The following is a 17,950-nucleotide window of genomic DNA, read 5'->3' as shown; positions in this document are numbered from 1 at the left end:
GCGATGATCTGCTACCGATGTCACGCACGGAGAGGTTGATGAGCTACGCCACCGACGACAGGCCGATAAAGGGCTGGAGGTAGTTAAAGAGCCGTCTGCTCATTTAACTACCTCCGGCCATTTTTGGGGACTCATAACTAATTTTCATCCACGGTGAGCGGTATGGGCGGCGACATCTTTGAAAAAGTCGACTCAAGGACGGATCCAGATTGGATCGTTAAAGAGTTCTTCAACTCAATTTATTTCCAAGGTCGTTTCCTTTGGGCTCTTCCGTTGATTTTGGAAAGGAAGGGTTGTGGTGTTAATGAGGATTACTGTTTTTTCCCTGACGATTCCGATCCGAGTCCTGAGTACCACTTCAGTGGAGTGAAGGTTGGGTTGATGGATAGCGAGAAATTGCTAACAGAGGAGGATCTGTCAAAATTTCTTCATGAGGCTTGCGACAAGTATGTGCTCTTACATCCAGAAGATAAGTCGCAGCTAGAAGGGATTATGGAGGAGGCATCTTTAAGGGGGCATTCGATAAGGTCCGATAAAGGGCCGGAGGTAGTTAAAGAGCCGTCTTTTCGTTTAACTACCTCCGGCCCTTTTTTTGGGGATATGGTTCTAACAGTGGTGGCACAGAAGAGGTTTTCGTACACCTGCTATCGAGATGAGCATGATGCGTTCATCCTGTCAGTTCTTTGTGGGCGGGCTGGGATGTATGAATTGAACATTCCCCTTTCTGTCGAGGATGCTCAGAGAGCGCAAGCCGACGGTGAGTTCCTGGATGACTTGGCTGAGTCAGTAAGAGCTAACCCGCAAGATTATTCGACAAGGAGCATCGCGCTAAAGCGATGAGGGGATACGGAGGACAATGCCAGTAAGGCCGGTTGTTCTACCGCCCGTTTCTTATCGGATGGTGGACGTATAGAAATGGTGGTCAATAACTTGGGGCATTCGTGTGATCCGCTTCTTTGATCGTGTAGTCGCCGGGGCAGGCTGGTTCTTTCTGTGGAACTCTCGTTTCGGCGTGCACGGCAATGTGTCTGATCGAAGCTTGCGGGCGGCATGTTGGACCGCTATGCATCTGGCGATGTCTCTCTATACATTGGCGAGCGTCCTGGCATTCTTGGCTGCCGGGCACGGCTTTATGTCATGGATTGATGACTTGGGACTCTGCGCTGCCGAACGGGATTCTTGCGGCGGCGTGGGAGTTGCTGTCGCAGTGTTTTTTCTTGTCCCGTCTTTTGCAATGTCATTGTACGCAAGGCAGCGATATGCGTCCTTTGTAAGCGATAAGGCGCGAGGCGTAGAATACTTTTTATACTTCCTGACCGGCCTATTTTTCTTCTTCGCTTTTCTTGCAAACTTCTGGCTCGTCACATCTGCTGTGTCGCTTCTTGTCCAGATGTTTCTGTGGGGCTGGTTCTTTCGAAAGGGCCGGGATCTAATGCCTCAGAGCTAGATGATTACCGCTGCACCGAGCACATGCCATGTCGCTGCATCCAACCCCGCAATAGCTTGCGAACCCACGCCCTTCCTTGACAGCCCCGATACCCCTCGATAGAAAATCGACAGCCGGACGCAAGGTCCGGCATGACCAGGGATCGGGAGTACGAAGGCAGTGCATCGCCGCCGCACTTCCCGCGAATCATGTCGAACAGATGGGATGTCTGTGGATTCTCAAGGGGAAACCATGCATCGGAGCGGCCCGGCATTGAGGGCGGTTGTTCTATGGCTCGCGCTTTGCGCGCCGGTACTGACCAATGCGCAGAACGGCCTGCCGCCAACGCATGCCGTGGCGCAGGACCTCACTTACAACGCGCAGTTTCCGCCGCGTTTCCCGCCGGGTGCCGCCCAGGCCGGGCACTTCGGGAAAGTGCTGCTGATGGTTCTGGTTCGGGCCGATGGCAGTACCGGCGATGTCGCAGTGGAACTCAGCAGTGGCTATGCCGACCTCGATGCCAGCGCGGTGAGCGTGGCGAAGCATTGGCGCTTCATACCCGCTGCGAAGGACGGCGTGCCGGTGGCCGGCTGGGCGCGGGTGCCGGTGGACTTTCATGCCAATGCGCCTGCTGCCGCCGGCAGCAGCGCGCAGGCCGGCGGTGGTGATCAGGCGGATCGCTTTGAAGCCAATCGCCTGCTGCTGGCGGCGGTCGCGGGTGACGATGAGGCAAAGCAACGCCTGGACCATATCGATGCCGCCAAGCTGCCCGCGCTGGAGGACGGCAAGCTGTTCGTCCTGTCCAAGCAGCAGCCGGATCAGCGCGCTGCGCTGATCGAGCGCGCGTCGCATGGCGACACGCTTGCCCAGTATCTGGTTGGAGCCATTTACGAGACCGGTTATGGGGTCGACAAGGATCCTACCGCCGCGGTCGATTGGTTCCGCAAATCCGCTGATGCCGGCAATCCGGTAGGGCAATACAAGCTCGGGCTGCTTTACGAAAGCGGGTGGCATGTTTCGAAAGACCCGAAGCAGGCGTTCGAGCTCTACATGAAGGCGGCCAGGCAGAACATGGCTGCCGCACAGCATGCGGTCGGGCGGTTCTATGAGCACGGCATCGTGGTCGCGCAGGATTATCAGGAGGCTCTTTCCTGGTACCGGAAGTCCGCGGCTGCGGGTAATCCGAATGCGCAGACGAGCCTCGGCTATTTGTACCAGCAGGGACTGGGCGTGCCTGCCGACGAGAAGGCCGCTTTCGACTGGTTCCAGCAGGCGGCGCGGCAGGGGCAGCCGGTGGCGTCGTTCAACCTGGGCTTGATGTACGTCAAGGGACAGAGTGTGCTGCCAAATCGCCGGGCGGCGATTCCGCTGTTCGAGAAGGCGGCAGAAGCGGGGCTGGCGCCGGCGCAGTACAGCCTTGGGTTGATCTATGAGCAGAATGTCGAGGTTCCCGCCGACTATGCCAAGGCTCTTCAGTGGTTTTCGATCTGCCTGGCCGGCGGCGACCAGCAATGCTCCGATCACCTCGAAACGGCTCACCAGCACGCCACGCCCGCGCAGGTGGCGGAAGGCGAATCGGCGGCGCGCGACTGGCTGGCGCATCACTCCGCGCGTGCTCCGCATTGACGCTTTCCCTAAGGGGCCGAAGGTAGTTGGGATGGCGCCACCGCTTTTCCAAAAGCTGCGCGCATCAAGGGGATTGTGACCGTTGCTACGAAGCCTGACGAACAGATCGAGACGATGTAACTGACGGCGATTTATATGGGCCTGGTCGCCCCGCTCGGCTTGATAGCTATCCCCATGAGCCTGGACGGCGTCTATCTCTTTGCTGGCGCCACGAGATACGTCGCCATTGCTGCTGGCGGTATCGCTGGCTTCCTTGTGGCTCTTCATCTGTGAGGTCGTTCAAGGCGGTGCAGGACATGCGTTCCTGCTTCACGTCAACCCTGCAATGCCATCGGATATGTCTGTAAATGGTGCCAATTGGGCACAACGCATGGGTGCCCCTACAGACAACCCAAAATCGATTTGATAGTTTCGCAGGCGCTGCTCGCGGTGTGTTTTCAAGGCGCGTCGCGAGCAGCCATGGCAGCAATTGCTGTGAGAAGCGCGGGTCGCAGGAGGTGCAACTCCTACGACCCGCTGACCATCACCAACTAACCAGGAGTTGATCATGGCTGTGCCAGATCATACGGGATTCGCACGCTCGCCGATCCCCAGGGCGACACACCCACCGGCCATCCGGGCCGTCCGACGACTGCGCGGACGCGGTTGAAGAACCGCGGTTTAAGAGTTTTCGTAGGAAAGAATCCGAGCCGTCTTACCCGGCACGTCGCCTTGCGCGACGGCGAAAACCTCTGACGCCGCAACCCACTTCCTCAATCAAGCCGCCCGGCGCCCCCTCCAGGGGCCGCCGGTAAACCCCGAGCCCGTAAGGTCGGCGGCGCGTCGTGCTGTCTGGCGGCGCGCCGTTTTACGCGGCGGGGCGCGGTGCTTAGCAAGGAGTTGCTTATGGATATGTTTGGCGAACCGTGGATCGTGCGTAACGCTGTTTATTATTCCGACCCGGAAGCGGGGCCGGATGCTTTGTTGAACGATGCGACGGAGTGGTTGCAGTACGCCTATCACTCGATTCGGGTTCTGGCGGATTTGGTGCAAGAGGACCGCGATATCGATACGAAGCGCTTGCCCGTGATGCTGGAGGGGATCGGGGTGTTTATCGATATGGGCGCAAGGTGTGCGGCGCAGGCGCATTTGCGGATGCAGTGGTTGGAGGTGGAGCGCGATGCCGCTTGCGCGACAACCGACGCCGATCCGGATGCCTCATAAACCCGCTGGCGACACCCTCTCAACTCCCTCTCCCCGCCGGGGAGAGGGTTGGGGTGAGGGGCCGGGCGGAGCGGTGCGCGGAGGGTCGTTACAGGCGCCAAAGCTTTTCCTCGCCTTGTAGAAGCGCCACCGCAAGCACCCGCCCCTCATCTGCCTGCCGGCATCTTCTCCCCGGAGGGGAGAAGAGTTCAGTAGCGGGGCTTTTGAAGTTACTGCACGATGCGTGCTTACTACGCCAGCCTTTGATCCAAGAAACCCCATGCCGACAAGCTCCCGTCTACTCCAGGCTGCCTATCCCGCCGCATCCGAGTCCGTAGCAAAAGGGCAGCTTTCCCGCACCGAAGCCCTGGCCCTCTCTCGCCAATTCATCCAGCACCACCACCCCGACGCCATCGCCGCCTACGGATTCGGCTCCGCCTTCAGCGATAACTTTCGCCCACACTCGGACCTCGACCTGGTCGTAGTGCTCCCCGAAAGCACGGCGCTGCGCAGCCGCTGCCTGATGTTCGACGGCGTGCCGATCGAGGCGCATATCTTCGGTGTGGACGGGATCGACCCGATTATCCATTTCTCGCGCCGGCACGGGAATGCGACGGTGCTGTTGCCGATCGCGCATGGCGAGGTGCTGGTGGATTCGCACGGGCAAGCGGAAACGATCAAGCACCGCTTTACCGCGGCGTTTGCAGCGGGGCCGCGGGCGGCCGATCCGAGGCTGATCGATACGCTGCGCCACTTCGTCACTACGCAGTTGCTGGATCTCTCCGGCGGGCTGGTGCCGGCGGAGGCCTTGATGGTGGCGACCGGGGCGTATCCGTCATTGCTGCAGTTGCTGTTTTTGTCGAGCCGGACGTGGCGGCATCGGGGGAAGTGGGCGGTGCGGTATGGGGAGGCGATCGTCCAGGAGATGTCGGCGAAGGTTGCGCAGGCTTATGCGAAGGCGGCGGTTGGGGATTTCGAGGAATTCTTGGCGTTGGCGGTGGGGATACTCGATCGTGCCGGTGGGCCGCTGTGGGCGGGGCATGAGGAGGAGTTGGTTTTGCAGAAGGGGCGGTGAGGGGGCGACGCGGCAAGCTGTGTCGCGCCGACACCGCCCCATCGTCATCCCGGCGTAGGCCGGGATCCAGTGGCGGCATGGCCAGATTGTCGCGAAAAACTTCAGGGGCAAAAACGTTGGACGCATTCGCCTGGATGCGCCGCCTCGCTACTGGATCCCGGCCTGCGCCGGGATGACGAGTAGGGAGGGCTTTCTTTATGCCTTCTATACGCGCTTCGGTTTAGCGCATACCGCTTCTTTATGCGCGCCGCCGCCACAATGGCGGCATGCATTCCATCCTCGCGCGGACGCCCCGCTCATCGTTGCGCGGCCTGCTTTCCGCCGTGGTCGCCTGCGCACTCGCCACCGCGGCGGCTGGCCTGCTGCTGCGAGTGTTCGACCTCTCCAACGTGGTCGCGCTGTTCCTGTTCACCGTCGTGCTGGTGGCATTGCACTGGGGCAAGCTGGCCGGTGCCGCGGCGGCGCTGGTGGGCGTGCTCAGTTTCGATTTCTTCTTCGTGCCGCCGGTTTATTCCTTCCATGTATCGGATGCGCAATACCTGTTCACCTTCGCGCTCACCGTGGCGGTGGCGTTCGTCACCGGCCGCAGTGCGGAGCTCGCGCGCGAAGCGCGGTTGCGGGTGGAGGGGGAGCGGTTGCGGCATGCCTTGCTCGCTGCGGTTTCGCATGATCTGAAGACGCCGCTCACCGCGATACGTGGCCTGGCCGAGACGCTGGAATCGGCGGATCGAAGGCAAGCCGAAGTGGCACGTTCCATCCGCCAGCAGGCGGATGCGCTGCATCGGCAGGTGGGCAATCTGCTGGATATGGCGCGGATGCAGGAGCACGGCGTGCGGCTGCAGCTGGAGTGGCAGGCGGTCGGCGAGGTGGTCGAGTGTGCGTTGGCGGCGGTGGTGGGGCTTGGCGAGCGAAAGGTTCGTGTCGATATGCAACCGATGTTGCCGTTGGTGGAGCTCGATGCCTGCCTGTTCGAGCGCGTGCTGATCAACCTGCTGGATAACGCGGCCAAGTACACGCCGCATGACGCGACGATCGAGATTGGCGCTCGCGTGGTGGGTAGGGATTTGTGTCTGCATGTGCAGGATGACGGCCCCGGCCTGCCGCGTGACATGGCGCCTGAAGCGCTGTTCCAGCCATTCACGCGTGGCGTGCGCGAGTCATCCATCGGTGGCTCGGGGCTGGGTCTGGCGCTATGCAGGCGCATCGTGGAAGCCCACGGTGGTGCGATGCATGCTGTCCCGGGGCTTCCCGCCGGCGCCCGCTTCGAGATACGCCTGCCTTTGCGGTGCCCGCCCTCTATCGAACGGGAACGCGACTGATGAACCGGCCACGCATCCTGCTGGTGGAAGACGAGCCGGATATTCGCCGCTTCGTGCGCATGGCCTTGGAGCGCGAAGGGATGGCGGTGTTCGAAGCGGGCAATGTGTGGGATGCCCGGATCGCCGCTGCCACTCGGCAACCGCAAGTCGTCGTTCTCGACCTGGGCCTGCCTGATGGCGACGGCAAGGACTTCATTCTCGACCTGCGCGGCTGGTCCAGCGCACCGGTGCTGGTGCTGTCGGCGCGTGAGCATGAGCAGGAGAAGGTGGCGGCGCTGGAAGCCGGCGCCGACGATTATCTGTCGAAGCCATTCGGCGTGGCGGAGTTGATTGCACGCGTGCGTGCCCATCTGCGCCGGGCGAGCCTCGTTGCGCAGCATGGCGCGGAGCTGTCGACTATCCACTTCGGCGAAGTGGCAGTTGATCTCGCCACTTACGAAGTGCAACGCCACGGCACACCAGTCCACCTCACGCCCATCGAATTCCGTCTGCTCGCCGCGCTGATCCGCGGCCAGGGCAAGGTGCTCACCTATCGCCAGCTGCTGCTGGCCGTATGGGGGCCGGGCTATGCCGACCGGCCCCACTACGTCCGCGTCTACATGAACAATCTGCGCCAGAAGCTGGAACACGATCCCGCACGTCCTTGCCATCTGATTACCGAGTTGCAGGTGGGTTATCGGCTGGCGGGCATCCGGCGCGAAGACACCGTGCCCGCCATGTCACCGCTAGAACGTCGCCTTGATGCCCGCCACCACGCGTGAACCGTAGATATCGCCGGAGCCATGCGCGCTGGTATCCCAGTAGCGCAGATCGAGCGAAGTGTGGTCGTTGATGGCCCAGGTCAGGCCGAGGTTCCAGGTGTTGTAGGCGAAGCGGCTGGCGCTGCCGTCTTCGTGGACAGTGGCGTGGGCGATGGATTGGCGGCCCCAGGCGGCGGAGGCGCTCCAGGTGGCGTCGATGGCGTAGCTGATGTTGGCCTCGCCGTAGGTGGCGCGCCTGGAGATGCCTGGGAAGTTGGGCGAGTGGTAGGCGGCGACGCCTAGCGTGAGCGGGCCGAAGACGCGCGAAGCGCGCAGATAGGTTTCCGCGTACGACTCGCGCAGGCCGCGGGGCTGGTGGCGGTAGCCGTAGTAGATGTAGCCGAGGTCGAAGTTGATGCCCGCAACGGTAGGGCGCCAGCCGCCGTAGAGATCGATCTCCTGGCTGGTGCGGGTGTCGCCGGAAGGCGAGAAGTCGACGTTCGACGTCCACGCGCCCAGATACCACTGCTTGTCGTAGGTGACGTCGGCGCCGGCGAAGCCGGAGGGGCGCTCGTTGGTCTGGCTGATGCCGCGGAAAACATAATCGGATTGCGCGCCGGCGTTGAAGGTGGCCTGCCATGCGCTGGCGTCTTGCGCATGGGTTTGCGTGACGGCACCGACTAGCAGCACGGCCAGCGCGAGAGAAGAAACGTGGTTCATCGTGATCATCCGCAGGAAGCGGTGCGCGAGCGGGCTTGCGCACCGAGTGGAAACTGCTGCGGATGCTAGGAATGGCCGTCTAAAGACGGCGGTGGATTTTGGCGGCGGATATCAAGACCGCATCAAGAATTCTCGCGACCCGGCCGCCTTTGCTCCCTCTCCCCTCCGGGGAGAGGGCTGGGGTGAGGGGCCGGGCGGAGCGGTGAGCCGAGGCTCAAAAAAGCCTAAGAGCTTTTTCCTCACTTCGTAGCAAGGCCGTGGCTAGAGCGGCCCCTCATCCGGCTGCCGCCACCTTCCTCGCTCCTCAAAACCGCGCACATCCCTGTGCGCTCCCCGCGTGCTCCCCGGAGGGGAGAAGGGGTTCTTTCTATGGAGTCGTCAGCACCACCAGGCGGCGATATCTTCGACGATCGCTTCCAAAGGAGCAGTCGCGCGCACCGACAACACATGCTGCTCGTTGTGCGGTGATTCCAGATCCCGAAACTGACTCTCGATCAACGTCGCCGGCATGAAATGCCCACGACGATGCGCCACCCGCTCCCTGGCCTCATCCGGCGTCAACTCCAGATACACAAAGCCCAGCTCAGGCACCGCCGCACGCAGCATATCCCGATAGCGCCGCTTCAACGCCGAGCAGGCCAGCACCACGGTTTCGCCACCGGCCACCGCCTTGGCCAACTCCTCGCCAAGCCGCGCCAACCACCCCGCGCGGTCCGCATCGTCCAGCGGAACACCCGCACTCATCTTGCGAATATTGCTTTCCGGATGAAACGCGTCGCCCTCGATCATGCGCGCGCCAACACGTTCGCACAGCGCAATGCCAACCGTGGACTTGCCGCAACCGGCCACGCCCATCACCACTACGGCAGGCATCGCCGTCACGGCGATTACTTAAAGAACGTCGAATTAAACATCACCCCAAGCACATGCATCGCCGCCTCGTCCGTCAGCTCCTTCGGGATCGTCTCGTTGAAGAAGCGCATGCCGTCGATCAAGGCCATGGTGCCGAACGCAAGGTCCTTCGGCGGAGCGGGTGGCTCCGTGCCCATCATCTTGTAGAACTGCTCGATGATCGAAGCGATATCGTCGCGCTTTTCCAGGCAATAGGCATTGAGGCGCGCGCGGAACTTGGCGTCGCGCAGGGCCAGCACGCGGGCTTCGGCCCACAGGATGAAATTCTTTTCGTCGCGGTAGACCTGCAGGTAGTACTGCGAGATCTGCGCCTGCATGTCCGCGATGGACAGCGGGGCGTCGAGGATCTTCTGCAGATCCTGCTGCACGCACTGGTGGTCCTGGCTGAGCAGGGCGATGAACAGCTCGGCCTTGCTCTTGAAGTTGGAATAGAACGCGCCGCGGGTATAGCCGGCGTGCGCGGCGATGTCCTCGACGCTGGCGGCGGCGAAGCCTTTCCTGGCGATCACATGGGCGGCCGCTTCGAGCAGACGCTGGTTGGTCTGGTCGCGGCTTTCTTCGCGGGTCAGTCGTTTACGTGCCATGGGGCGATCCTAGCACGTAGGCCGAAAGTCACCATTTGGATGCTTTCTTGAATTCAAATACAACACTGTATTAGAGTGCGGCGACGTATCAAGGCGCCGGCAGCGGCATGGCCCGGCGCCGGCACCCCCGTCCCCGCCTTACCAGGAGTTGGCTCGTGACCTACCCCCTATCCACAGCGGGCGCCCGCCGCCCCGCGGCGTGGCTGGCTGCCGCCGCGGCGCTGGCCCTGCTGGCCGGCTGCGGCCACAAGGCCCCGGACGCCGAGGCCGCGCGGCCGGTGATCGCGCTGCCGGCGCCTGCCGCCGACGGCGCGCAGACCCTGCGCTTCCCCGGCGAAATCCACGCCCGCTACGAAATGCCGCTGGCCTTCCGCGTACCCGGCCAGCTGATCTCCCGCGAAGCGCGCCTGGGCGACACGGTGAAGAAGGGCGAGGTGCTGGCCCGCCTCGACGATGCCGACGCCGGCAAGAACGAAGCCGCCGCCCGCGCCGCGCTGGACGCGGCCGAACACCGCCTGAGCTTCGCCACCCAGCAGCGCGACCGCGACGAGGCGCAGGCCAAGGAAAACCTGATCAGCCAGCTGCAGCTGGACCAGACGCGCGATGCCTACGCCTCCGCGCTGGCCGCGCAGACGCAGGCCAAGCAGCAGTACGAACTGGCACGCAACCAGAGCCGCTACAACGCGCTGATCGCCGACCGCGACGGCGCCATTACCAGCGAGCACGCCGAAGTGGGCCAGGTGCTGGCGGCGGGGCAGGCGGTGTTCGGGTTTGCGTGGTCCGGCGAGCGCGATGTGTACGTGGACGTACCGGAAGACCGCGTCGCCAAGATCCAGCCGGGGCAGCCGGCCAAGGTGAGCCTGCTGTCGGTGCAGGGCCAGCCGCTGGCTGCGCACGTGCGCGAGGTGGCGCCGGCGGCCGATCCGCAGACGCGCACCTATCGCGTGAAGCTCGGCCTGGATGCACCGGATCCGCACGTGCGGCTTGGGATGACCGCCGACGTTGCGCTCGCGGGCGATGCGCCCACGGCCAAAGCCGTGCGCCTGCCCGCCACCGCGCTGTTCCACGAAGGCGAGCGCCCCGCGGTCTGGGTGGTGCGCGCCGCGGATGCCACGCTCGAACTGCGCCCGGTCACCGTGCTGCGCTACGGCGAGCGCGACGTGCTGGTCGGCAGCGGCCTGGAAGCCGGCGAGCGCGTGGTGATGCAGGGCGTGCATGCGGTGAGCGCGGGCGAGAAGGTGGCCCCGATGGCGCCGCCGCATGCCGAGGACAGCCCGCTATGACGCAGCCGTCCAGCCAGGAAAGCGGCCACGAAGAAGGCCGCTTCAATCTCTCCGCGTGGGCGCTGCGCCATCAGTCCTTCGTGATCTTCTTGATGGTGATGATCACAGTCTTCGGCATGCTCTCGTACAGCCGGCTGTCGCAGTCGGAGGACCCGCCGTTCACCTTCAAGGTGATGGTGATCCAGAGCTTCTGGCCCGGCGCCGACGCCAAGCAGGTGCAGGACCAGGTTACCGACCGCATCTCGCGCAAGCTGCAGGAAACGCCGTCGATCGATTTCCTGCGCAGTTATTCGCGTCCGGGCGAATCGCTGATCTTCTTCAACATCAAGGATTCCGCACCGGCTTCCAGCGTGCCCGACACCTGGTACCAGGTGCGCAAGAAGGTGGGCGATATCCGCGCGCAACTGCCGCCGGGCGTGCAGGGGCCGTTCTTCAACGACGAATTCGGCGACGTCTACACCAACATCTACGCGCTGGAAGGCGACGGCTTTACGCCGGCGCAATTGCACGATTACGCGGACCAGCTGCGCGCCGAACTGCTGCGCGTGCCGGGCGTGGGCAAGGTCGATTTCCTCGGCGACCAGAACCAGCGCATCACCATCGAGATGCCGAACGCGCGCCTGTCCAAGCTCGGCATCAGCCCGCAGCAGATTGCCGAGGCGATCAATGCGCAGAACGCGGTGGCTTCGGCCGGCGTGATGAGCACGGCGGACGACCGCGTGTATGTGCGCCCCAGCGGCCAGTTCAACGACATGGCCGCGCTGGAGAACACCTTGCTGCGCGCCGGCGGGCAGACCTTCCGCCTCGGCGATATCGCCACCATCCGCCGCGGCTACGACGACCCGCCCGGCCAGCAGATGCGCTTCATGTCGCAGCAGGTGCTGGGCGTGGGCATCACCATGCAGCCGGGTGGCGACGTGATCCATCTGGGCAAGGCGCTGGACGAAGCCACCGCCAAGTTGCAGCAGCGCCTGCCCGCGGGGCTGAAGCTGGCGGAAGTGACCAGCATGCCGCACGCCGTGGCGCATTCGGTGGACGATTTCCTGGAGTCGGTGGCCGAAGCCGTGGCGATCGTGCTGCTGGTCAGCCTGCTCAGCCTGGGCCTGCGCACCGGCATGGTGGTGGTGATCTCGATTCCCTTCGTGCTGGCCGCCACCGCGCTGTGCATGGAGCTGATGGGCATCGGCCTGCACAAGGTTTCGCTGGGCACCCTGGTATTGGCATTGGGCCTGCTGGTGGACGACGCGATCATTGCGGTCGAGATGATGGCGGTGAAGCTGGAGCAGGGCTGGAGCCGGGCGCGTGCCGCCGCTTTTGCCTATACCAGCACCGCGTTCCCGATGCTCACCGGCACGCTGGTGACGGTGTCGGGCTTCCTGCCGATCGCGCTGGCCAAGTCGGGCACGGGCGAGTACACGCGTTCGATCTTCGAGGTATCGGCGATCGCGCTGCTGCTGTCCTGGCTGGCGGCGGTGATCGTGATCCCGCTGCTCGGTTATCACTTCCTGCCGGAGCACCACGCGCGTGTGCAGCCGGGCAGCGAGTGGTGGGCGCGCTTCATGCCGGCGCGCTGGAACGAGGCGCGGCGGGCGAAGGCGAAGACGCGGCCGGAGCATGGCGGCGATATCGAGATCTACGACACCGCGTTCTACCAGCGCTTCCGCCGCATGCTCGATTACTGCCTGAAGCACCGCGTGCTGGTGCTGGTGGTGACGGTGGCGCTGTTCGTGGTGTCGATGGCGGGTTTCGGCCTGGTGCCGAAGCAGTTCTTCCCCAGCTCCGACCGCTCCGAGCTGCTGGTCGACCTGCGCCTGCCCGAAGGCGCCTCGTTCGACGCCACCCTCGTACAGGTCAAGCGCATGGAGAACGTGCTGAAGGACCGCAAGGAAGTGGCGAACTACGTCAGCTTCGTCGGCAGCGGCGCGCCGCGCTTCTACCTGCCGCTGGACCAGCAGCTGGCGCAGCCTAACTTCGCGCAGTTCGTGGTCACGGCGAAAGACGTGGAGAACCGCGAGGCGCTGGCCAAGGTGCTCGACGGCGTGCTGGCCCGCGACTTCAGCGCCGTGCGCACGCGTGTCAGCCGGCTGGAGAACGGACCGCCGGTGGGCTTCCCGGTGCAGTTCCGCGTCAGCGGCGACGATATCGCCACCGTGCGCGGCATCGCCGAGAAGATCGCCGGCGTGATGCGCGCCGACCCGCGCACGCGCAACGTGCAGTTCGACTGGGACGAGCCGGCGGAGCGCTCGGTGCGCTTCGAGATCGACCAGACCGCGGCGCGCCGCCTGGGCGTGAGTTCGCAGGACGTGGCCGACTTCCTCGCCATGTCGCTGTCCGGCACCACCATCACGCAGTACCGCGAGCGCGACAAGCTGATCGGCGTGGATCTGCGTGCGCCGAAGAATGAGCGCGTGCATCCGGATCAGATCGAGCGGCTGGCCTTGCCCACCCCGGGTGGCGCGGCCATTCCGCTGGCGCAACTGGGCAAGGTGCATTACGGCCTGGAATACGGCGTGATCTGGGCACGCGACCGCCAGGCCTCGATCAACGTGCAGTCCGATACGCGCAACGGCGCGCAGGGCCTGGACGTGACCAATGCGATCGATGCCAAGCTGGGCGAGCTGCGCAAGGGCCTGCCGGTGGGCTATCGCATCGAAGTGGGCGGTTCGGTGGAGCAGAACGCCAAGGCGCAGGGTTCGATCAATGACCAGATGCCGCTGATGGTGATCGCGGTGCTCACCTTGCTGATGATCCAGCTGCAGAGCATCGGCCGTACCTTCATGGTGGTGCTCACCGCGCCGCTGGGGCTGATCGGCGTGATCGTGTCGCTGCTGGTGTTCCGCCAGCCGTTCGGCTTCGTGGCGATGCTGGGCACGATCGCCATGTTCGGCATCATCATGCGCAACTCGGTGATCCTGGTGGACCAGATCGAGCAGGATATCCGCGAAGGGCATCCGCGCTGGGAGGCGATCGTCGGTGCCACGGTGCGGCGTTTCCGGCCGATTACCTTGACCGCGGCCGCGGCGGTGCTGGCCCTGATTCCCCTGCTGCGCAGCAACTTCTTCGGGCCGATGGCGACGGCGCTGATGGGCGGCATCACGGTGGCGACCATCCTCACCTTGTTCTATCTGCCGGCGCTGTATGCGGCCTGGTATCGCGTCAAATCGGATGAAGTGTCGAAGGAGGTGCGGCCATGATGCGCATGCGTTGGGCCCATGTGGCTGCGATGGGTGTGGTGGTTGCGCTGGCGGGGTGTTCGTTCGCGCCGCCGGCGAAGCCGCCGAAGATGGCTGATCCGGAGCATTACGCGGTGGCGCCGACGCCGGAGTCCACCGCGGAAGCCGGTGGCGTGGCGCAGCGCTTCAGCCTTGGCCAGCGCGCGGTGCCGGAGTGGTGGAAGGCTTACGGATCAACCAAGCTCGATGCGCTGGTGGATGAAGGCCTGCAGCGCAGTCCTTCGCTGGAAGCAGCGCGGCATACGCTGGAATCGGTACGCCAGCAGTATCGGGCGGTGGTGGGCGATGCGCTGTGGCCATCGCTCGATGCGGGTGGCCAGGCGACACGCGAGCGTGCGCTGGGGCTGCCGAATGTCGGCAAGCCCACCAATATCTACAACGTGTATGCCGGGCAGCTGCAGCTGAGCTACGACTTCGACCTGTTCGGCGTATCGCGCAATGAAGTGAAGCAAGCGGCGGCGCAGGTGGATGCGCAGTCGTATCAGTTCGATGCGGCGCGGCGTGCGCTGGCGGCGAATATCGTGATCTCGGCGGTGACGGCGTCGGCCTTGGCGGAGCAGGTCGAGGCCACGGAGCGGTTGGCGGCCCTGGCGCGCGAGCAGGTAGAGCTGACCGGCAAGGCGTATCGGCTGGGCGCGGCGGCGAACGAGGATCTGCTCGCGGCGCAGCGCAATGCGGCGGCCATCGAGGGCAGCCTGCCGGGTCTGCGTGCGCAGGCCTTGCGCGAGCGCCATGCCCTGGCGGTGCTGCTCGGGCGTACGCCGGATCAGGCGCCGGAGGTGTTTCCGCTGGCGGAACTGAAGTTGCCGGCGGAGGTTCCCGTGTCGGTGCCTTCGGAGCTGCTGCAGCAGCGGCCGGATGTGCTGGCGGCGGAAGCGGCGGTGCGTGCGGCCTCCGCGGAAGTGGGCGTGGCGACTGGCAATCTGTTTCCGCACCTGTCGCTGTCGGCTTCGCTGGGTTCGGCGGCGTTCGACCGTTCGAAGCTGTTTACCGGAGCCAGCACGATCTGGGGTGCCACCGCTTCGCTGACGCAGCCGATCTTCCACGGCGGTGCGCTGTGGGCGCAGCGTAAGGCGGCTATCGCTTCTTACGATGCGTCGCTGGCGCAGTACCGGCAGACGGTGCTGGGTGCGTTCCAGAATGTGGCCGATACCTTGACGGCGTTGGAGCAGGATGCGCTGGCGTTGCAGGCGGCGCAGAGCGGGGCGGTGTCGGCGAAGCAGTCGTTCGACGATGCGCGTAGTCGGTATCGGCTGGGTTCGGTGTCGTATCCGATGACGCTGGCCGGCGAGCAGCGTTGGCAGAATGCGCGTTTGCAGGAGATCCAGGCGACGGCGCAGCGGTTGGTGGATACGGCGGCGTTGTATCAGGCGATGGGTGAACCTTCGAGCGACACCCTCCATCCCCCTCTCCCCGCCGGGGAGAGGGTTGGGGTGAGGGGCCGGGCGGAGTGATGCGCTGAGGGTCGAGAAAACCTAAATGCTTTTCTTCTCTTCGTAGATGCGTCGTCGCGAGCACCCGCCCCTCATCCGGCTGCCGCCACCTTCTCCCCGGAGGGGAGAAGGGACTCTGTAGCAAGCATTTCGTTGGCTTGAACTTTTACGGCATCTATATACCTAACCACCCGCGCCGCATCGCTTCTTTACAAGCATGCGGCGCATCATTCCCGCTTCGATGCCGGGAAGGCTTGCGACCGGAGGCCACGGGTCGGGTTTGCGGGCAGCGTCCTGTACCCGCGGCTCCGGCCGCAAACCTTCCCGGCATCGTTGTTTTTCGTTGGCGCTCAGACGAAGCGGCGGATGACTTCTTCCATGCGGTCGCACGATCGCGCCACATGTTTTTGCGGCGACGTTGCAATGCCCAGCAGCAGCCCTGACTTCGCCGCATCCGGTTGCGCATACCACGGCGACAGCGGTGCGGGAGCGAGGCCGAACGGCAGCATGGCCTTGATGATCGCCATATCCGGCGTGCCGTCCGGCAGGTGCAGCAGTACGGCGAGGCCCGCTGTCGATACTTCGAAATCGCGTTCGGCAAGACAGGCCAGCAAGGCGTTGCGTTGGGCGGAATAGAGGTTCTTCATGCGGCGCAGATGGCGCATGTAGTGGCCGTCGCGGATGAAGTGCACGGCCGCCAATTGCACGACCGGCCACGGCGCCGGTGCGAGGCAGGCGGCCACTTCGGCGAACTGCGCGACCAGCGGGAGCGGGACGACGATAAAGCCCAGGCGCAGGGCAGGGCTGATGGTCTTGCTGAACGAACCGAGGTGAATGACGCGCTGGCCGTGATCCAGCGAGGCGAGTGCCGGTGCGGCGCGCGAGGCGAGCTGCAGTTCGCTCAGATAATCGTCTTCGATAATCCAGGCGCCTTGCCGTCCGGCCCAGTCGAGCAATTGCAGACGCCTGGCCAATGAAAGCGTGGGGCCGAGTGGTGCTTGTTGTCCGGGTGTCACCACCACCAGGGCCGCATCCGGCGCACGCTCGATGCCGGCGTCGACATTCAGCCCTTCGGCATCGACGGGCACCGGTGCGATCTGAAGCTTCGCCAGTTCCAGGCCGTGCCGGGTGAATGGAAAACCGGGGTTCTCCATCCAGACCTTTTTGCCGTCCAGCCCCAGCGCACGCAGCGTCAGGCCAAGGCCGCCGCTGAAACCGCTGGTGATGACGATCTGCGCCGGCAGGCAATGGATGCCGCGCGCAATGGCCAGGTAGGCGGCAATCTCGCGGCGCAGTTCCTGTTCGCCGCGCGGGTCGGGATAAACCACCGACGCATTGGATTCCGCCCGCAGCGCAAACGAACGCACGTTGGTGAACAGCTTGGCCGGCAGCGTTTCCTGCGCGGGCACGCCCATCTGGAAAATCGCCGGCCCCGCGGTGAGTTCCTCGTACATCTCCATGAAGGGGCCGGCGGAGGGTTGTTCGAGTTTTTTCGGCGGGCTGGACGGCCGGTCGGCGACGCGGGTGCCGCTGGTGCGCGAGGCTTCGATCAATTGCGCATCGGCAAGCCGCTCGTAGGCCTGGCGCACCGTGCCCCTGGCAACACCCAGTTGCGTGGCCAGGTCGATCCACGACGGCAAGCGCGCGCCCGGGGCCAGCAGGCCGGCTTCGATCGCGGCAGCGATGGCGGCGCGGATCTGTTCGGCCAGCGGCGTCCGGGCGGACCGGTCCAGCGCTATCTGCAGGGGCTTGGCCATGGCGTCATGGTACACACGGAAAGTTGATTCTTGGTTCTGTGCGATGGCCCAGGGGCGGCTCACACTGCGCAGGTCCCGAGGAGACCCGCGGCCAAGAGCCGCTCCGCCGCTATCGCAATGTTTTGCCGCGCTGGTTCTGGCCGGCGCCGATAATTCGACATCAACCTGAGGAACCGCAGATGAGCAACCGATTGGATTACAGCAAGGTCGCGCCGGGCGGCGTCAAAGCCCTGGGCGGTGTGTATGGCTATGTGACGCAGAGCAGCTTGCCGCCGGTGCTGGTCGACCTGGTTTATCTGCGCGTCTCGCAGATCAACAACTGCGCGTATTGCCTGGATATGCATACGCGGGATCTGCTGAAGAAGGGCGTGAAGGTGGAGAAGCTGGCCTTGCTGCAGGCCTGGCATGAAGCCGGCGAGCTGTTCGACGAGCGCGAGCGTGCGGCGCTGGCGTGGGCGGAGTCGGTGACGCGGGTGGCGGAAACCGGGGTGCCCGATGCGGATTATGCGGCGGTGCGCAAGGTGTTCGATGAGCGGGAGCTGGTGGATCTCACTATCGCCATTGGCTTGATGAATACGTACAACCGGATGGCGATCAGTTTCCGCAATACGCCGCAGGCGGTGCTCGATCTGTAACAACTGGTGCTGGCGGCGTAGGTTG

At 64.2% G+C, this 17,950-nt stretch carries 16 protein-coding genes; 12 read left to right on the top strand and 4 right to left on the bottom strand.

The features are described from left to right. The first annotated feature begins 162 nt into the window (after positions 1 to 162). From cdiI to FHW84_RS02015, 8 genes are all read left to right on the top strand, one after another. A complete protein-coding gene (gene cdiI / locus FHW84_RS02050) occupies positions 163 to 840 on the top strand; it encodes a ribonuclease toxin immunity protein CdiI (protein ID WP_167252448.1) in 678 nt (225 codons plus the stop codon). A gap of 103 nt (positions 841 to 943) precedes the next feature. Next, positions 944 to 1,447, top strand: a complete 504-nt coding sequence (locus tag FHW84_RS02045; protein WP_167252447.1) for a hypothetical protein — start codon at positions 944 to 946, stop codon at positions 1,445 to 1,447. A 231-nt stretch (positions 1,448 to 1,678) separates the two neighbouring features. Continuing rightward, entirely contained in the window at positions 1,679 to 3,052 is a 1,374-nt protein-coding gene (locus FHW84_RS02040) for a TonB family protein (RefSeq protein ID WP_167252446.1), read from the top strand. Between the two features lie 135 nt (positions 3,053 to 3,187). After that, positions 3,188 to 3,325 (top strand): hypothetical protein, encoded by a 138-nt coding sequence (locus FHW84_RS02035; RefSeq protein ID WP_167252445.1) that lies wholly within the window; start codon positions 3,188 to 3,190, stop codon positions 3,323 to 3,325. A 612-nt stretch (positions 3,326 to 3,937) separates the two neighbouring features. After that, on the top strand, positions 3,938 to 4,255 hold the full coding sequence (locus FHW84_RS02030; RefSeq protein WP_167252444.1) for a hypothetical protein: 318 nt from the start codon (positions 3,938 to 3,940) through the stop codon (positions 4,253 to 4,255). A 259-nt stretch (positions 4,256 to 4,514) separates the two neighbouring features. Beyond that, a complete protein-coding gene (locus FHW84_RS02025; protein ID WP_167252443.1) occupies positions 4,515 to 5,309 on the top strand; it encodes a nucleotidyltransferase domain-containing protein in 795 nt (264 codons plus the stop codon). A gap of 266 nt (positions 5,310 to 5,575) precedes the next feature. Further along, positions 5,576 to 6,628: an ATP-binding protein gene (locus FHW84_RS02020; protein ID WP_167252442.1), complete on the top strand. Its 1,053-nt coding sequence runs from the start codon at positions 5,576 to 5,578 to the stop codon at positions 6,626 to 6,628. Beyond that, positions 6,628 to 7,389 carry a response regulator gene (locus tag FHW84_RS02015; RefSeq protein ID WP_167252441.1) on the top strand — a complete coding sequence of 254 codons (762 nt, stop codon included), beginning with the start codon at positions 6,628 to 6,630 and terminating at the stop codon, positions 7,387 to 7,389. Before FHW84_RS02020 ends, FHW84_RS02015 begins: the two co-directional genes overlap by 1 nt. Here the strand turns inward: FHW84_RS02015 and FHW84_RS02010 are convergent. The 3 genes from FHW84_RS02010 to FHW84_RS02000 form a co-directional block, all read right to left on the bottom strand. Beyond that, positions 7,354 to 8,088, bottom strand: coding sequence for a TorF family putative porin (locus tag FHW84_RS02010; protein ID WP_167252440.1), 735 nt, complete (start codon positions 8,086 to 8,088; stop codon positions 7,354 to 7,356). The genes FHW84_RS02015 and FHW84_RS02010 overlap by 36 nt on opposite strands. Before the next feature lie 378 nt (positions 8,089 to 8,466). Then, complete coding sequence (locus FHW84_RS02005; protein WP_167252744.1) at positions 8,467 to 8,961, bottom strand: gluconokinase; 495 nt, start codon at positions 8,959 to 8,961, stop codon at positions 8,467 to 8,469. Between the two features lie 14 nt (positions 8,962 to 8,975). After that, the gene (locus FHW84_RS02000; RefSeq protein WP_167252439.1) at positions 8,976 to 9,584 is read right to left on the bottom strand and encodes a TetR/AcrR family transcriptional regulator; all 609 of its coding nucleotides are present in this window, start codon (positions 9,582 to 9,584) and stop codon (positions 8,976 to 8,978) included. Between the two features lie 155 nt (positions 9,585 to 9,739). On the opposite strand from FHW84_RS02000, the gene FHW84_RS01995 reads away from it, so the two are divergent. The 3 genes from FHW84_RS01995 to FHW84_RS01985 are packed head-to-tail and all read left to right on the top strand — an operon-like array spanning position 9,740 to position 15,554. Beyond that, positions 9,740 to 10,867: an efflux RND transporter periplasmic adaptor subunit gene (locus FHW84_RS01995; RefSeq protein WP_343203551.1), complete on the top strand. Its 1,128-nt coding sequence runs from the start codon at positions 9,740 to 9,742 to the stop codon at positions 10,865 to 10,867. Further along, positions 10,864 to 14,061 (top strand): efflux RND transporter permease subunit, encoded by a 3,198-nt coding sequence (locus FHW84_RS01990; protein WP_167252437.1) that lies wholly within the window; start codon positions 10,864 to 10,866, stop codon positions 14,059 to 14,061. The genes FHW84_RS01995 and FHW84_RS01990 overlap by 4 nt, the downstream gene beginning before the upstream one ends. Further along, positions 14,058 to 15,554: an efflux transporter outer membrane subunit gene (locus tag FHW84_RS01985; protein WP_243867811.1), complete on the top strand. Its 1,497-nt coding sequence runs from the start codon at positions 14,058 to 14,060 to the stop codon at positions 15,552 to 15,554. The genes FHW84_RS01990 and FHW84_RS01985 overlap by 4 nt, the downstream gene beginning before the upstream one ends. A 329-nt stretch (positions 15,555 to 15,883) precedes the next feature. Here FHW84_RS01985 and FHW84_RS01980 read toward each other — a convergent pair whose 3' ends face one another. Then, positions 15,884 to 17,290 carry a PLP-dependent aminotransferase family protein gene (locus FHW84_RS01980; protein WP_167252436.1) on the bottom strand — a complete coding sequence of 469 codons (1,407 nt, stop codon included), beginning with the start codon at positions 17,288 to 17,290 and terminating at the stop codon, positions 15,884 to 15,886. A gap of 179 nt (positions 17,291 to 17,469) precedes the next feature. On the opposite strand from FHW84_RS01980, the gene FHW84_RS01975 reads away from it, so the two are divergent. Then, on the top strand, positions 17,470 to 17,925 hold the full coding sequence (locus tag FHW84_RS01975; protein ID WP_167252435.1) for a carboxymuconolactone decarboxylase family protein: 456 nt from the start codon (positions 17,470 to 17,472) through the stop codon (positions 17,923 to 17,925). The last annotated feature ends 25 nt before the right edge of the window (positions 17,926 to 17,950 follow it).

Source organism: Dyella sp. SG562 (genome assembly GCF_011759495.1).
GTDB classification, from domain to species: domain Bacteria; phylum Pseudomonadota; class Gammaproteobacteria; order Xanthomonadales; family Rhodanobacteraceae; genus Dyella_D; species Dyella_D marensis.
The sequence above is the reverse complement of the archived record's forward strand: the minus strand, read 5'-3'. Positions and strand labels throughout refer to the sequence as shown.

Excerpts from the sequence above, each read along its gene's own strand:
- cdiI (WP_167252448.1), top strand. The coding sequence starts at position 163 with ATGGGCGGCGACATCTTTGAAAAAGTCGACTCAAGGACGGATCCAGAT.
- FHW84_RS02040 (WP_167252446.1), top strand. The coding sequence starts at position 1,679 with ATGCATCGGAGCGGCCCGGCATTGAGGGCGGTTGTTCTATGGCTCGCG.
- FHW84_RS02035 (WP_167252445.1), top strand. The coding sequence starts at position 3,188 with ATGGGCCTGGTCGCCCCGCTCGGCTTGATAGCTATCCCCATGAGCCTG.
- FHW84_RS02030 (WP_167252444.1), top strand. The coding sequence starts at position 3,938 with ATGGATATGTTTGGCGAACCGTGGATCGTGCGTAACGCTGTTTATTAT.
- FHW84_RS02025 (WP_167252443.1), top strand. The coding sequence starts at position 4,515 with ATGCCGACAAGCTCCCGTCTACTCCAGGCTGCCTATCCCGCCGCATCC.
- FHW84_RS02020 (WP_167252442.1), top strand. The coding sequence starts at position 5,576 with ATGCATTCCATCCTCGCGCGGACGCCCCGCTCATCGTTGCGCGGCCTG.
- FHW84_RS02015 (WP_167252441.1), top strand. The coding sequence starts at position 6,628 with ATGAACCGGCCACGCATCCTGCTGGTGGAAGACGAGCCGGATATTCGC.
- FHW84_RS02010 (WP_167252440.1), bottom strand. The coding sequence starts at position 8,088 with ATGAACCACGTTTCTTCTCTCGCGCTGGCCGTGCTGCTAGTCGGTGCC.
- FHW84_RS02005 (WP_167252744.1), bottom strand. The coding sequence starts at position 8,961 with ATGCCTGCCGTAGTGGTGATGGGCGTGGCCGGTTGCGGCAAGTCCACG.
- FHW84_RS02000 (WP_167252439.1), bottom strand. The coding sequence starts at position 9,584 with ATGGCACGTAAACGACTGACCCGCGAAGAAAGCCGCGACCAGACCAAC.
- FHW84_RS01990 (WP_167252437.1), top strand. The coding sequence starts at position 10,864 with ATGACGCAGCCGTCCAGCCAGGAAAGCGGCCACGAAGAAGGCCGCTTC.
- FHW84_RS01985 (WP_243867811.1), top strand. The coding sequence starts at position 14,058 with ATGATGCGCATGCGTTGGGCCCATGTGGCTGCGATGGGTGTGGTGGTT.
- FHW84_RS01980 (WP_167252436.1), bottom strand. The coding sequence starts at position 17,290 with ATGGCCAAGCCCCTGCAGATAGCGCTGGACCGGTCCGCCCGGACGCCG.
- FHW84_RS01975 (WP_167252435.1), top strand. The coding sequence starts at position 17,470 with ATGAGCAACCGATTGGATTACAGCAAGGTCGCGCCGGGCGGCGTCAAA.